General features: G+C 34.1%; 12 protein-coding genes. 4 read left to right on the plus strand and 8 right to left on the minus strand.

Going from position 1 to position 14952, the window contains the following annotated elements; translation table 11 throughout:
- Positions 1-175: 175 nt before the first annotated feature.
- The 3 genes from AAYQ05_RS10825 to galA all read right to left on the minus strand — a co-directional run bounded on the left by AAYQ05_RS10825 (position 176) and on the right by galA (position 4971).
- A complete protein-coding gene (locus AAYQ05_RS10825; protein WP_343543270.1) occupies positions 176-574 on the minus strand; it encodes a cupin domain-containing protein in 399 nt (132 codons plus the stop codon).
- Positions 575-885: 311 nt separating this feature from the next.
- Entirely contained in the window at positions 886-1755 is an 870-nt protein-coding gene (locus AAYQ05_RS10830) for a helix-turn-helix domain-containing protein (RefSeq protein ID WP_343543271.1), read from the minus strand.
- A 393-nt stretch (positions 1756-2148) separates the two neighbouring features.
- Positions 2149-4971: a beta-galactosidase GalA gene (gene galA / locus AAYQ05_RS10835; RefSeq protein WP_343543273.1), complete on the minus strand. Its 2823-nt coding sequence runs from the start codon at positions 4969-4971 to the stop codon at positions 2149-2151.
- A 212-nt stretch (positions 4972-5183) separates the two neighbouring features.
- On the opposite strand from galA, the gene AAYQ05_RS10840 reads away from it, so the two are divergent.
- Positions 5184-5564, plus strand: a complete 381-nt coding sequence (locus tag AAYQ05_RS10840) for a hypothetical protein (protein WP_177209932.1) — start codon at positions 5184-5186, stop codon at positions 5562-5564.
- 254 nt (positions 5565-5818) lie between these two features.
- On the opposite strand, the gene AAYQ05_RS10845 is transcribed toward AAYQ05_RS10840, so the two are convergent.
- The gene (locus AAYQ05_RS10845; RefSeq protein ID WP_343543275.1) at positions 5819-6313 is read right to left on the minus strand and encodes a TlpA family protein disulfide reductase; all 495 of its coding nucleotides are present in this window, start codon (positions 6311-6313) and stop codon (positions 5819-5821) included.
- A gap of 358 nt (positions 6314-6671) precedes the next feature.
- On the opposite strand from AAYQ05_RS10845, the gene AAYQ05_RS10850 reads away from it, so the two are divergent.
- Positions 6672-6974 (plus strand): ArsR/SmtB family transcription factor, encoded by a 303-nt coding sequence (locus AAYQ05_RS10850; RefSeq protein ID WP_091496855.1) that lies wholly within the window; start codon positions 6672-6674, stop codon positions 6972-6974.
- A gap of 7 nt (positions 6975-6981) precedes the next feature.
- Positions 6982-8088, plus strand: a complete 1107-nt coding sequence (locus tag AAYQ05_RS10855; protein WP_343543278.1) for an NADH:flavin oxidoreductase — start codon at positions 6982-6984, stop codon at positions 8086-8088.
- A gap of 253 nt (positions 8089-8341) precedes the next feature.
- Here AAYQ05_RS10855 and AAYQ05_RS10860 read toward each other — a convergent pair whose 3' ends face one another.
- From AAYQ05_RS10860 to susR, 4 genes are all read right to left on the minus strand, one after another.
- Positions 8342-9493, minus strand: a complete 1152-nt coding sequence (locus AAYQ05_RS10860) for an acyltransferase family protein (protein WP_343543279.1) — start codon at positions 9491-9493, stop codon at positions 8342-8344.
- 120 nt (positions 9494-9613) lie between these two features.
- Complete coding sequence (locus AAYQ05_RS10865) at positions 9614-10261, minus strand: DUF1349 domain-containing protein (RefSeq protein ID WP_343543280.1); 648 nt, start codon at positions 10259-10261, stop codon at positions 9614-9616.
- Positions 10262-10410: 149 nt separating this feature from the next.
- Positions 10411-12627, minus strand: coding sequence for a glycoside hydrolase family 3 C-terminal domain-containing protein (locus AAYQ05_RS10870; RefSeq protein WP_343543281.1), 2217 nt, complete (start codon positions 12625-12627; stop codon positions 10411-10413).
- Positions 12628-12832: 205 nt separating this feature from the next.
- The gene (gene susR / locus AAYQ05_RS10875) at positions 12833-14479 is read right to left on the minus strand and encodes a SusR family glycan utilization regulator (RefSeq protein WP_343543283.1); all 1647 of its coding nucleotides are present in this window, start codon (positions 14477-14479) and stop codon (positions 12833-12835) included.
- A gap of 114 nt (positions 14480-14593) precedes the next feature.
- Between susR and AAYQ05_RS10880 the strand changes: the two genes are divergently transcribed.
- A complete protein-coding gene (locus tag AAYQ05_RS10880; protein WP_343543285.1) occupies positions 14594-14938 on the plus strand; it encodes a 5-carboxymethyl-2-hydroxymuconate Delta-isomerase in 345 nt (114 codons plus the stop codon).
- The last annotated feature ends 14 nt before the right edge of the window (positions 14939-14952 follow it).

The raw sequence follows: 14952 nt of genomic DNA on the forward strand, positions 1-14952 counted from the left end.
TAGAGTTTCAAGTTCAAAAACTGTTACGAAATTGGCGTAAAGATTCAACCGATTTACACTGATTTACAAATAGTTATATAAATTTCGATTATTTTAACCTAACCAAAAAATAAAATCTGTTATAAATCAGTAAAATCTGTGTAAAAAAACTTAGAATCTTAGAACCTTAGCATCTTTAAAAAGAATGATATTCTTCATCTGTAACGCTATCTAGCCATGTTCCATGACCTTTGTCTACTTCTGTAACAATAGTAATATGAGAATATTTCGTTTTTGGTGTTGCTCCATACCAATGCTCTATTCCAGGTAAAACCGTGATTACTTTTCCTTTTTCGATAAGATTAATTTGTCCGCCTCTTTCTTGGTAATAGCCCGCTCCATCGGTTACAATAATCAATTGCAGACTCGCATTGATACGCCAATTACTTCTTGCACCAGGCTCAAAAGAAACATCTTTTATAACAGTGTTTTCAGGATGAATTTCGCTTGTCTGCTTCTTATATGACACTTCGCCTGTCATATAAGTATTTGGAATTTTACCTTCTTCGGTTACGGCAGTGAATTGTGTCGACATAATTTCGATTTTTTTAGGTTAATAATTAATTTTAAAAATTCTTATAAGCTTATTTGAATGAAATAATCAGCACATCGAATCTCTTATAGAAGGAGATTGTTGATTTTAGTTAATACTTTAAAAAATTTATATTTTTTCTACTATCAAAATTTAAAACTAAATGCAAAGCGGAGCATCGCTTTTGTGAAGTGTTATTTAGTCATTAAAAAAACTGATACAAAGATTCGTTGTTTATTTCAGGGCAAATGTAGTGCAATACTACAATGCCGAAATAACAAAATTCAAACAAAAAATTAAGAAATTGAAACAATTTATACGCGAAGTGATTTTGGAACTGTTCCTGTAAGTCTTTTAAAATAATTATTGAAATAACTTGGATATTCAAAACCGAGCGAATAACCAATATCCGAAATACTCCAATCTGTGTGCTGCAATAAAGCTTTTGCTTCGTTAATGACTCTTTCGGTAATGTGCGCTGTAGTAGGTTTTCCTGTAACTTCTTTTACAGAACGATTTAAATGATTCACGTGCACAGAAAGACTTTGCGCGTAATCTTGAGGTGTTTTTAGAGTTAAGGGCTGATCTTTGGTTTCTATTGGGAATTGTCTTTCCAGCAATTCTAAAAACAAAGAAGTAATTCTCGAAGAAGCATTTTTATGTTTAAAGAAACTCTCTGAAGGCTGCATTTTCATCGATTCATGAATAATCAAATTGACGTAACTGCGCATCAAATCGTCTTTGAATGCATAATCGGTTTCATATTCTTCAATCATTTTTTGAAACAACGAATCTATAAACACCTTTTGTTCAGGTGTTAAAGTAAAGATTGGCGTTCCTCCTATTTTAAACAAAGGCGATTCCTGAAGGGTTTCTGAACGGTCTTTTGTTTTAAAAAATTCTTCGGTAAATACACAGGCATAACCTTCAAATTTCTCTGAAATAGTTTCCCAAGAATAAGGAATAATCGGATTGCCGAAAAACAGAATCGTCCCGTCGGTTTCTATTCCGCGGTCGGCATATTGTATGATGCTTTTACTGGTGTTGATGCAGATTTTATAAAAGTCTCTTCGGCTGTAAACGGGAACTTTACTAAAATCCCCATTTATAGGATACACTTTAAATCCCTTCATTTTTAAATCTGAAGTAAAATCGCAACTCTGAGTTTCTGTCTGATTATTCATTTTGCAAAGTTATGAAAATCAAACATTATTCTTTTGTTAATTTTTTGTTCGTTTTTTTACCGCAAAGAGCGCAAAGAATTACGCAATCCCGATAGCTATCGGGAGCAAAGTTTTTATTTTGAGAGAAACCAATGCTCGCAAAGTCGCTAAGATGCAAAACTCTTTTTGAATTGACTCCAGTTTTAACTGGAGGTTTAAAAGAGATAAGCATAAAAAAGGCTTTAGCCAAACCAAGAACTGTTTGGCTAAAGCCCTGATAACATTACAATCATTTCGCATCCAGCTAAAGCTGGACGCAATCCATTTATAACTATTTTAAAAGAGACTTTGCGTCTTAGCGACTTTGCGAGCATATTTCTCAAAGCTACATAACTTGAAACCTGAAACTTAAAACTATTTAACAACTAAACTTACTGCTCGCAACCCTTTCCCAGAAGCAGATAAAACAACTTCCTTCACATTTTCATCTTTCTGAATAATGATTTGAGCATAACCATTAAACAACTTTCTCTTCCAAGGTTCAGCAGGAGTAACTACTTGAATGATTCCAGGATCGGTATTCATAACATCCCAATCTTTTACTTTTTGCAATGGAGTTGCTGCAATATAAATAGTGTTTTTTCCTTGTTTTAAAATGGCTGTATCAAAAATATATTTCTGAGCATCTTCAGCGCTTGGTTCTATCTTTTTTCCATTTACGAAAACAACGGTTTCAACTCCGATCTTTTTGTAAAAGAAACTAACAATCGAAGAACCTGAATTGCTTTTCAAATCAAATTCTCCTTTGTAAATATAAGACGGCGCTTGTTTTTTGTAATCACGGTCTTTAAATGCTTCTTTCCATTCGCTCTCTGGATAATCTGATAATTGCTGAGGCAAAGATGCACTTGTTCCTTTCTGTTCCTTAAAATTATTTATAGCAACCAAGGCGATGTCATCAATAAATTGATCGCTTTCTAATGAAGTTGGATCACCGTTTCCTACTCCTAAAATTTTACCCCCTTTGATAGAAAACATAATTTCATCGTTTGCTGTCGGAACATGCAAGCCATTTTTATCTGTGGTTTCCACCGTTAAAACAGAAACATTTCCTTTTAAGACATTTTCTTTATCTAATGACAATTTAATATTTTCTGATTTTCCAGTTGTTTTTTGAATATCAGAAAGTACTTTTTTACCGTTTTTATAACCAACTGCTTCCAAAGTTCCTGCAACATAATTTACTTTCCACTCCAAATGACCGTTTTGCTGCATTTTCTTTTTTCCTAAACTCTTTTTATTGAGAAAAAGCTCTACTTCATCGCAATTCGAATAAGCCCAAACATCAATTGCTGCATCCTCCATTCCGCTCCAGTTCCAATGTGGCAATAGGTGTAAAACAGGTTCTTTTCCCCACCACGATTTTAAATAAAAAACATTGTCTTTCGGGAAACCACAAACATCCATCATTCCGAAATACGAAGTTACAGAAGGCCAGCCGTAAGGCGTTGGTTCGCCTCGATAATCAAAACCTGTCCAAATAAACATTCCTGCCAAATAAGGTCTTTCGGCATAGAATTTCCAACCTTCTTCGATGCTATAAAAAGTCGGACGAGGTTTTTTATCGTAAGCACTTTGGTAATGTTTAGCATCATCAGTAAAATAGATACCGCGTGTGGCAAAAGTTGAACCTTCTTCGGTTCCCATTCCCGGCTGATTTTTAAACTGATTTCGATGCGCATCGATATCTCCATTTCCGAGATAATTATAGCCCATAATTTCTACAACTGAAGAAATTCCGCTTTTAAATCCGCTGCTTATTCCTACGGTAACAGGTCTTGTTGGGTCAATACTTTTAGAAAAATCTTGCATTGTATTGGTAATTCTTTCACCAATAATTCCGCCCTCAATCTGCCATTCTTCATTTCCAACAGACCAGCAGAAAATACTCGGGTGATTTCGGTCGCGCTCCATCATTCGCTGCAAATCATTCAAATGGTAATCGTTAATTCCCATTAAACGAGTTTCATCAATAACCAACATTCCTAATTTATCGCAGGCATCCAATAATTCGGGTGTTGGCGGATGATGCGAGCATCTATAGGCGTTAGACCCCATTTCTTTCAGTTTTGCAATTCTATAATATTGAATTTCATCTGGAAGCGCTGTTCCAATTCCAGCATGATCCTGATGGTTGTTTGTTCCTTTTAGTTTTACATGTTTTCCGTTAAGGAAAAAACCATTTTCAGGGTCAAATTTTATCGTTCTAATTCCAAATGAAGTTTCATATTTGTCAATTGTTTTCCCTTCACTTTTTATTTCGGTAATCAGCTTATACAAATTTGGATTTTCAATATCCCACAAAAGCGGATTTTTGACATTTAATTTTGATGTATAACTATTTGTTTTATAAAATTCTGGAGCTTCCACATTTTCTGCATTTGAAACAATCTGTTTTCCAGATGCATCTAAAATGGTTTGGCTTATATCCACATTTCCTTTAAAATGTCCTTTGTTTTCTAATTTTACTTCTGCAGTAATGATCGCATTATTATTTTCAATTTCTGAAATTACATAAGTTCCGTTCTGTGCCACATGAAGCGGATTGGTTTTCTGCAAATAAACATGTCTGTAAATCCCTGCTCCTTCATAAAACCAGCCTTCTTCCATCGAAGCATCAACGCGGACTACGATTGTATTTTCGCTTCCATAGTTTACGTAAGCCGTTACATCATACTCAAAACCATTGTAACCGCTTTCCTCCGTTCCTAGGTAAAATCCGTTAAAAAACACTTTTGAGTTTCTGAAAACACCATCAAATTTTAAAGAAATTGTTCTTCCTAAATCTTCATTCGGAATCGTTATCTTTTTTCTGTACCAACCAATACTTTTTTCTGGAAAATTTTTTCCTGTTGCTTTAAATCCGTGACTAAAACTTGCGCTTTCGCTAAAAGGCTGTTCGACTGCCCAATCGTGCGGCAAATCTAATTTTCTCCAAGCGCGGTCATCAAACCCTGATGCTGCTGGTCCGTCAGCAAATCCTGTTTTGGTTAAATAGGAAAAATAACCTTCGGCATGACCAAAGTCTTTTTTTGTATCGTATTGATGTCCAAATGAAAATGTCCAGTCTTTATCAATCAAAATCAATTCTCTTCCTGATTTGTTCTGCGCGGCAATATGAATTGAAAATGCGAATAAAAAGTAAGCAATTGTGCTTAAGCTAAAAGTGGTTTTCATAAGGTTGGTTGTTAGTAAAATCAGATAGCGATAAAAATAAAGCTTTTAAAGAAGAAAGATTAATAGTATTTTATCAAAGTCTGATAACTCTTTCATACAAATACTTCCAGAAGGTGATCTAAAATTTAGAATGAATCTAATGGCTTCAGATTCAAAATTGATTTTCTTTTAATGTAATTTTATATTGAAAATCATAAAAAGCAATTACCATTATGAGTACTATTATTAATGAAAATAGACTCCAGACAACTTTTAAAAACCTAGATCATAAGATTAATAAGCTTAATGATCAAAAGATTGTGGCTTTTTTTGAATCTTTAGGATTGTTAGAAAGAAAAGATGTTCCGAGAGACTTCTTGAATTGGGAAAACATACTTATTGTAGTTCCAAATCGACACGTTTCTCATGAACTGAAATATTATAAATATACCATTTCGAGAATTTCATTCTTAACGAATCCTTATGCAGATCAAATTCATATTTTTGATCTCAAAGATTGGAAAAGTGCATCGGGAAACAAAACGCAATTTCAGATTAGAGAAATGCTGAAAACGAGTTTTGGAGGTGTAAAGAAAGTTATTAAAGAGTCTTAAGAAAAGAATTAAAAATCTGTAATTTAAAAATTAAAAGTCTGGCTGTTAGCTGGACTTTTGTTTTTTAACCGCAAAGAGCGCAAAGGTTTACGCTAAGCACGCTACATTTTTAAAGAATCTCGCAAAGTCGCAGAGTCGCTAAGAATAATAAACTCTGCGGCTTTGCGAGAGTTCTATTTTTCAAATAAAAAACGTTGCTCCCGATAGTCACCGGGATTGCATAAACCTTTGCGCTCTTTGCGGTTAAGGAAAATTTATTGCACCTCTAAAAGCTCTTTAATTTTTGCTTCTAAAGCCTGTCCGTGAATATTTTTTGCTAAAATAATTCCGTTTTTATCTACCAAAAAGTTCAAAGGAACCGATTGCAGCATATAATCTCCCACAACTGGAGACTGCCAGTATTTTAAATCACTAACGTTTGTCCACGGCAATTTTGCTTTTGCTATTGCTCCTGTCCATAATGGCTTTTTGGTATCCATAGAAACTCCGTAAATAGATAGTTTATCTGGGTACGCATTGTGCAATTTTATTAATAAAGGCTGTTCTTTAATGCAAGGTCCGCACCAAGAAGCCCAGAAGTCGACTAAAACCAAGGAACCTCGCAAAGAAGAAAGCGCAACTTTTTCTCCTTTTGTATCCGGAAGATCAATTTCTGGAGCAATATCTCCAACATCTACGCCTACAACTTGAGCTTTAGAATTGTTAACTACACAACATAAGAATGCTAGAATAAGTAAAGTTTTTTTCATAATAGATTAAGTTTTGTTTGTTTGAGGATTATTTTAATCTCATAATCAGCATAATAGTTTATCATTTCGACGAAGGAGACCCGAGCGATAGCGAACAGGCGAAGCAAATCTTTGCAAGTAACTCCGCAACGAATGTCTAATCTTTGTCAAGCTTCTCGCGAAGATTTCTCCTTCGTCGAAATGACATAAAATGAGAATAAAACTCTACGTTTTTCTTTGATTAAAACTAAAACAAATATAATTTTTCTTTAATAAAATATCTTTGCGTAACAAAAAGTTTCTTCCTCCCCAATCATAAAATTATGCTAAATATTTTTCTCTAAATCCACATATCGGGAAAAGTCGATATATTTGCACTATGGAAACGATAGAAATTTTTAAAGCATTATCTAACAAGTCCCGACTACAGATGTTGGAATGGCTAAAAGAGCCTGAAATTAACTTTCCTGGCCAGCTGGAACATGCAGGATTTGAGCATGGAGTCTGTGTTGGGCAGATTCAAGCCAAAGCTGGCTTGACACAATCAACCGTGTCAGAATACCTGTCTATTTTACAGCGTGCTGGTTTTATTGAAGCCAAACGTGTTGGACAATGGACTTATTATAAACGTAACGAAGGTGCCTTTGAAGCACTTAGTAAATTAATTCAATCTAATTTGTAAAATTACTATGAGTACAAACAACCTCTTTTCTGAATTTAACTTAAAGTCGTTAAATCTGAAAAACCGAATCGTAATGGCGCCAATGACGCGCTCTTTTTCTCCTAACGGAATTCCAACTGACGAAGTCGCAGCTTATTACCAAAAAAGAGCTGAAGGCGAAGTTGGATTAATTCTGTCTGAAGGGACTGTTATTGACAGAAAATCATCTTCTAATGATGCTAATGTTCCTCATTTTTATGGCGATTTAGCTCTAAATGGATGGAAAAAAGTAATTGATGGAGTTCATGCTGCTGGTGGAAAAATGGGTCCGCAGATTTGGCATATGGGAATTATGGATAATCACCATTCTGGATGGGTTCCTCCTGTTCCATTTGAAGGTCCGTCTGGATTAAACCGACCTGATTTTAGAAATGGTATTGCCATGTCTGAAAAAGATATTGAAGATACTATTCTAGCTTTTGGTAAAGCTGCTGCCGATGCTAAAAGATTAGGTTTTGATACTGTAGAAATTCACGGTGCACACGGTTATTTAATCGATCAGTTTTTTAGAGCTGAAACGAATTTACGTGAAGATATCTACGGCGGAAAAACATTACCAGAACGTAATCGTTTTGCAATTGAAGTGATCAAAGAAGTGAGGAAACAAGTGGGCAATGATTTTGCTGTTATCATGCGATTCTCTCAATTTAAACCTTCTGATTATAATTATAAACTGGCTAAGAATCCACAGGAATTAGAAGCTTGGCTTACTCCTCTTGTTGATGCTGGTGTTGATATTATTCACGCTTCACAACGTCGTTTCTGGGAACCTGAATTTGAAGATTCTGATTTGAACTTTGCTGGTTGGGCTAAAAAAGTAACTGGCGCTCCAACTATTACTGTAGGTTCTGTTGGTCTTTCTGGCGATTTCTTTGGTGCATTTGCTGGAGAAAGCTCTCAGCCAACTTCTTTAGAGGAATTAAACAGACGTTTCGATAGAGGCGATTTTGATTTGGTTGCCGTTGGAAGACCTCTTTTATCAGATCCAAACTGGGTGGCTAAAATCAAAGCAGGAAAAACTGATGAGTTAAAAGGTTTTACTAAAGAAGCTTTAGGACAATTGGTTCTAGAATAATTTTTTTGAAGGTACTAAGGTTCTATCCCGATAGTTATCGGGACTAAGATGCTAAGTTTTTTTTGCTTCTTACTGAAAATCGAACTATGCTGAAATAAGAAAGGGATGAAGTTTAAAACTTCATCCCTTTTTGAATATCTATAACTAACAAAATTTAGAAATTCAATTTTTTAAAAGACGCTAAGAAACTAAGATTCTAAGTGACCAAGTTATCTTAGAATCCTTTTTGACCAATCTTTATTATCTTAGAACCTTAGTTACTTAGAACCTCAGAAACTTTTTTTCTCTGAAATTTCTTCATCAGCCATTTTCTAACTGGTTCATCGTATAATTTTAAGCATACGAAAGCTAGAACGATGCTTACAATTAAAACTCCTATTCCTTCTAGATAACCGTTTTCCATTGAAACTTTATTATCAACAACCCATGCTGTAAACCAATAGATTAACGGATAATGTGTAATGTAAATTGGATAGGAGATATCACCTAGAAGCTTGCAAATCTTAAGAGAAAATTCGTTTTTAATTTCTCCTCCTGCTCCAATTGCAACAATTATCGGGAAAATAAAAATAATACAGATTGATTCATACAGACCATTTATCCAAAGACTGTTTTCATCTCCAAATCTCGGCAACGCCAAAACAATTGTTATCAAAATACTGCAAATCCAGAAAGCATTTTTTACATGGATTAATTTTCCTAATCGGCATAATAAAACCCCAGCAAAAAACGGATACAATAATCGGGTAAAACCAACATTCAGCTGCTCTAGATTTAGTGACCATCCTCCGATTACGTCACCTTTTGGTCCAAAAACAGTATAATTAATTAATAGCCCGGCAAATATCAATACAAAAACTGACATTACTTTATTCGAAAATTTACGGAAGATTAAGGCGTACAAGATGTTTGCAATATATTCGAAAAAAAGCGACCATGCCGGACCATTTAAAGGATGCATTTCTCCCCAACCTCTAATTTCTAATGAAGGAGGAATTGGCAGTAATGTAAATCCGATTACCATTGTTAGAATAACTTTCCAGACTTCCATCCCTGCAATTTGAGGGAAAAGTATGTCTGAAGCTTGAAAGTAGTAAAAGATAGCACCAATGATCATCCCCATGATTACCATTGGCTGTAAACGGATTAATCGGCGTTTGTAAAACTCCCATTGTCCCATTTTTACCCAACGATCGTCGTACGCGTAAGCGACAACAAATCCTGACAAAAGGAAAAAGAAATCTACTGCTAGATATCCGTGATTTATAATTTGTTTAAAACGGTTTCCGCCAGCAAAAGCTTCAAAAATATGAAAAGCAACTACCAGAATAGCCGCTACGCCACGAAGACCATCAAGTATTTCGTAATGTTTTTTTGGTTTAATGTCAGATGAAATTGAACTCATTTGTTTTTGGTTTAAGTTAAGTTATAATTGTAGATTTTAGATTGCAGATTTTAGATTTTCTGCACTCTTAAAATTCGAAAATTAAGTTTGGTATTTGGAATTTAAAAATTGAAGTTTAATCTATTGGTGATTTTTAAGCCATTCTAATCTTCTTTGGTCTGGCAAGTGTTTTACTGAGAAGTTTTCAAATTTAGCTTCAAAACCTTTTCCGTCTGGAGAAGCTGCCATTAATCCTACCATTACTGGCGTGTTATCTTGCAAAGGCGCATTTCTGGTCATGATGTAATTTTTATCATCAAAAGAATAAAATATCTCAACAGCATCTAATCTTCGTACGGCTTTTATCCAGATAAAAGGAGGCACTTTTTCTAGAGTTGTTACACTCCAATCACTTTTATCGTGCGTTACAACGGTACTGATATTGAATTTTCCATCAACGAATTCAACTCCAGTTTTAATGTAATTCTTTTCGTCAATACGAATCATTAATCCCATCTGGTCAAAACGGGCAATGTAATTTCCTGTCAATTTTACTTTTGCTTCAAATTCTCCTCCATAGGTTGCATAGTAAAAAGGAGCATCATCGACTGTAAAACCATAATGCGAAATTCTCCAGTAATCGCTATTCGCAGTGACATTCATAATTAAAGCATTGTTTTTAATTTCCCATTTTTCAGGTTCATTAAACCATTGCATTTTATTCAGACTTTGAGCCGAAAGGTTTTGAAATAGAACAAACCCAATCGTAAATAGTAGTATTCGTTTCATTATAATTTGATTCTTTATTTTATAAAAAGCAAAACTTCTAACGTTTCACATTTAACATTTTTGCATCTAACTTTTTAAGACAAAAGCAAAGCTGCAAATTTTTACACTTGCAGCTTTACAAACCAACCAATTTTTAGAAATAAAAAAACTTATTTAAGTGAAAAATTCACTTTAGATTTTATATCTGTTGAAGAAGCACCAATAATTGCTTCAAAATCACCAGGTTCAGCAACCCAGTCGTGTTTTTTATCGTCAAAGAAACTTAAAGCCGCTTTATCAACTGTAAATGTTACTGTTTTTTCTTCTCCAGCTTTAAGAGCTACTTTCTCAAAACCTTTTAATTCTTTTACCGGACGTGGTAATGAAGATTTTAAATCAGAAATATACAATTGAACTACTTCAGAACCTTCTCTGCTTCCAGTATTTTTCACATTTACAGAGAATGTGATTTTATCTCCAGCATTCATTTGTTTTTTGTCTGCTGTTACTTTTCCGTAAGCAAAAGTCGTGTAGCTTAAACCGTGTCCGAAAGAGAATAATGGTTTGATTTTGTTTTTATCAGCCCAACGGTACCCTACAAAAATTCCTTCATTATATTTTACTGAATCACCACCTGGGAATTCACCTAAAGCGTGAGCTCCGTTATCAGATAATTTTACTGGGAAAGTGAAAGATAATTTTCCTGACGGATTCACATCTCCAACCAAAACATTTGCTAAAGCATTTCCAGCTTCAGTTCCTAAAAACCATCCTTGAACAATTCCTGGAACTTCTTTAATCCAAGGCATTGCAATTGCATTTCCAGAAATATTTACGAAAACAATGTTTTTGTTTACTTTCGCTAAATCGCTGATTAGTTTATCCTGACCATAAGATAAATTTAATTCATTACGATCATGTCCTTCGTCATCTTGATTTGGGCTTTTGTTCAATCCACCGATGAAAAGAACAATATCTGCATCTTTAGCCACTTTTAAAGCTTCTGCAGTTAACTCAGCTGGAGAACGTTTGTCTTCTAAACTTACTTTAGCAACAACTCCGTTATAGTTACTTGTCGGATCTCCTACATAACCTCTTGCGTATACAATTTCAGCTTGATTTCCGATTCTTTTCTTCAAACCTTCTAATGGTGTGATTTCGTATCTTGCTTTAAGCGAAGAACTTCCTCCACCAACAGTCATCATTTTAATCGCATTTTCTCCAATTACAGCAATCTTTTTAGTTTTAGAAAGATTGATTGGCAAAATGTTGTTGTTGTTTTGCAATAAAACAATTCCTTCTTCAGCAATTTTACGTCCTGCCAAGGCATGCTCTTCTGTTCCAAAAGATCCAAAAGGACGATTTCTATCCATTGTTGTCAAGAAAGATAAACGTAGAATACGACGCACTTTTTCGTCTAATTCTTTAGTTCCAACTTCTCCTTTTCTAATCATTTCAGAATATGGTTTTGCTAAGTAATAGTTGTCATAGGCATTACTTGTTCCCCAAGACAAACCATTTGTCCAAGAACCAAATTCCATATCTAAACCATTGTGGATAGCTTGTTTAGTGTCGTTTACACCACCCCAGTCAGAAACTACAACTCCTTTGAAGCCCCATTCTCCGCGAAGAATATCGTTTAACAAATATTCGTTATGGCAACATTGCTGTCCTTTGTATTTGTTGTATGCTCCCATAATTGACCAAACGTCACCTTCTTGAACTGCCGCTTTAAAAGCAGGAAGATAAATTTCGTATAATGTACGATCGTCAACAATTACGTCAACAGAATTACGTTTAGTTTCCTGATTGTTTAAAGCAAAATGTTTTACGCAAGCCGCAACTCCATTTGACTGCACTCCTTTAATATAAGGAACAACCATTTTTGAAGCTAAAAACGGATCTTCTCCCATATATTCGAAGTTACGTCCGTTTAATGGACTTCTGTAAATGTTTACACCAGGCCCTAATAATACGTTTTTGTTGCGATAACGTGCTTCTTCTCCAATAGATTTACCATATAAAGAAGCCAATTCTTTGTTCCATGTTGATGAAAGTGCCGTAAGCGCTGGAAAAGCAATACAAGAATCGTTTGTCCATCCTGCCTGATCCCATTCGTCCCATTTTACCTCTGCACGAATTCCGTGTGGTCCATCGGTCATCCAGTTTTCTGGAATCCCAAGACGTTTTACACCTGGAGAACTAAATTTAGATTGCGCATGAATCATGGCAATTTTCTCTTCGGTAGTCATTCGTCTAAGCGCATCTTCTACACGCTCTTCAATCGGTTTTTTATCGTCTAGATAAACTGGCACTTTGTTCTGGGCATTCATTCCAACAGAACTTAGTAAAAGTAAAACAACAATTGTTTTAACGTTTTTTAACATAACAGTATTTATTAAAGCATTAGTTTATAATAGGAAAGTCTTCTTACCGAAAAACTTTTTTTATCATATTGTAAAACTAAAACGTTATCGTACATGTTACATTTTTAGACAGAAAAAAGTAGTAGATTAAAAAACTAAAATATTGATTTACAAAAACTTAACATTTTAAAAACACTAAAAAAAGTAGTGGTTTTAAAACATTTTTTTACACTTTCAAAGTCTTTGAACCGATTTTCATGACCTTTTCTTCGAAATCATTTCGCGAAACTGCAGCCTTATTTCGAGCTCTTGTGCGATAGTTATAAATTGTGCTTAAAGAATAACGCAAAAATGCCGCTATTTTAACACTATCAGTAATTCCTAATCTGATTAAAGCAAAAATTCGAAGCTCGGTATTTAGCAATTCATTTTGCTTGAGAACAATCTGTTCTTCTGGTATTAATAAAGCATTGAAATCTTTGACAAATGTTGGGTATAAATTCAGAAAGATAATATCGAAGTTTTTGTACAACTCTTCCAACTCATTATCAACCAAAGTAGTTGACTTTAGAATTTTGTAAATTTCATCAAATTGTTTTGCTGTAGCTTTCTTGTTTAAAATAATACGGTAGTTTTCTAGTTTATTGATATAAGTCGAACAAAGATTGAAGAAATGTGCAATGTATTCTTCTTTAACCAAATTAGATTCAGACAATTGCAGGTTACTTTCTTGAAGCTGACTGTTTGTTTCGGTAATATCTTTGTTTAATTCTGCTAATTTCTGGCTGGTTTCGTAAAGTTCTGATCGAATTCTCGAAACCTTTTTCATCTGTAAATACACATAAATAACCGCAACAATCAAAAACAAAGAAAGCAGACTAATGCAAAGCAAGTAAATCTGCAATTCGCTTTTTCTTTGCGCTTCACGCTCTAAATACACGGTATTGATAATCGAATATACTTCTGACATGAGCAAAGTCCTGAACTGAACATTGCAATAAAGCGCGTCTTCAATAGCAGACTGTGTCAGTTTATAGGCCATATCAACATCTCCGATTTCATAAAAAACCAAAGCCAGTTCCTGTAAAGAAGCATTATCTTTATTGGCGTTTTTAATATCTGAAGTAGCAGAAAGTGCGTAGTATCTTTTTCTGGCTTCCAAATCATGTGTCGCTTCACCAATTTTTCCTAACAAATAAGTAATCATCGCATATTGCGGACTTTCTTCTTTTGTTTTATTCAATAAAGCCAATAACTGCTTTTTAGGGTCATTGTATTTTTTATCAATAAAAATATCCTGCTGAATTCTATTAATTTGAAAATCCAATGTATTCGGATTTAGAATACTTAATAATGAATCTCTATATTTTCCTATCTGTTTTCTATATTCTGGACTGTAACTATTTGCAGCATAATGCTCGAAAAACTCACGATACGAAATATAATAATTTGGAAGTAAGGAAGCAGGAAGGCTTTTTTTATTAATACTCTTTAAAATAGCTTCAGATTCACGGTATTTTCCAGAAGAGGAATAAAGCGTTACCAATTCCAATTGAGCCAAATTGAAAAGCTCTTTATTCTGAAGTTCTTCTGCAATTTTGAGGTTCTTTTTTACGTATTGAATGGCAGAATCTGAATTTAGTTTCTGATATTCAAAGTACAGTGTTTTGTTGTAATTATACTCCTGTTCTTTCGTAAGATTTTCAGATTTTATTTTCTTGAAATTCGCAATTCGTTCTTCTTTAATCTTTACGTAATGCTGTTTATTTTTGATTGCTTCGTTTAGTTCTTTTAAAATAACATCTGTGCTCTCCGATGCAAAAAGAGGAAAGCTAATAAGAACTGTAAAAAGGGAAAGAAATAGATTTTTCAAACTGACAAAAAAATAAAATAAGATATACAAATATAATAAAGTGTGTATTCTAAAATATTACAAGTAAGCTTTTTTATAATTTTGTTTTAACAAACCCTATAAAACTTAAAAATTATGCCACACTTTATAATTGACTGTTCAGAAAATGTACTGCGCCGACTAGCTGCAGACGAAATAATACAGGGAGTTTTTGATGCCGCTTTATCAACTGATCTTTTTACTGCTTCGGAAATTAAAGTTCGTATTAATCCTTTTACAAATTATAACAACGGAAATACCTTAGATGATTTTATTCATGTTTTCGGCTACATTATGGAAGGGAGAAATGATGAGCAAAAGGGTAACCTATCAAAAGTAATTGTCACAAAACTGAATGACTTACTTCCAGAAGTTTCTGTAATTTCTATGAATGTCCAAGAATTTGAAAAATCAAATTATTTTAATAAAACAATGATATAAAAGCTCTTATGCTA

The organism is Flavobacterium movens, assembly GCF_039581425.1.
Classification (GTDB): domain Bacteria; phylum Bacteroidota; class Bacteroidia; order Flavobacteriales; family Flavobacteriaceae; genus Flavobacterium; species Flavobacterium luteolum.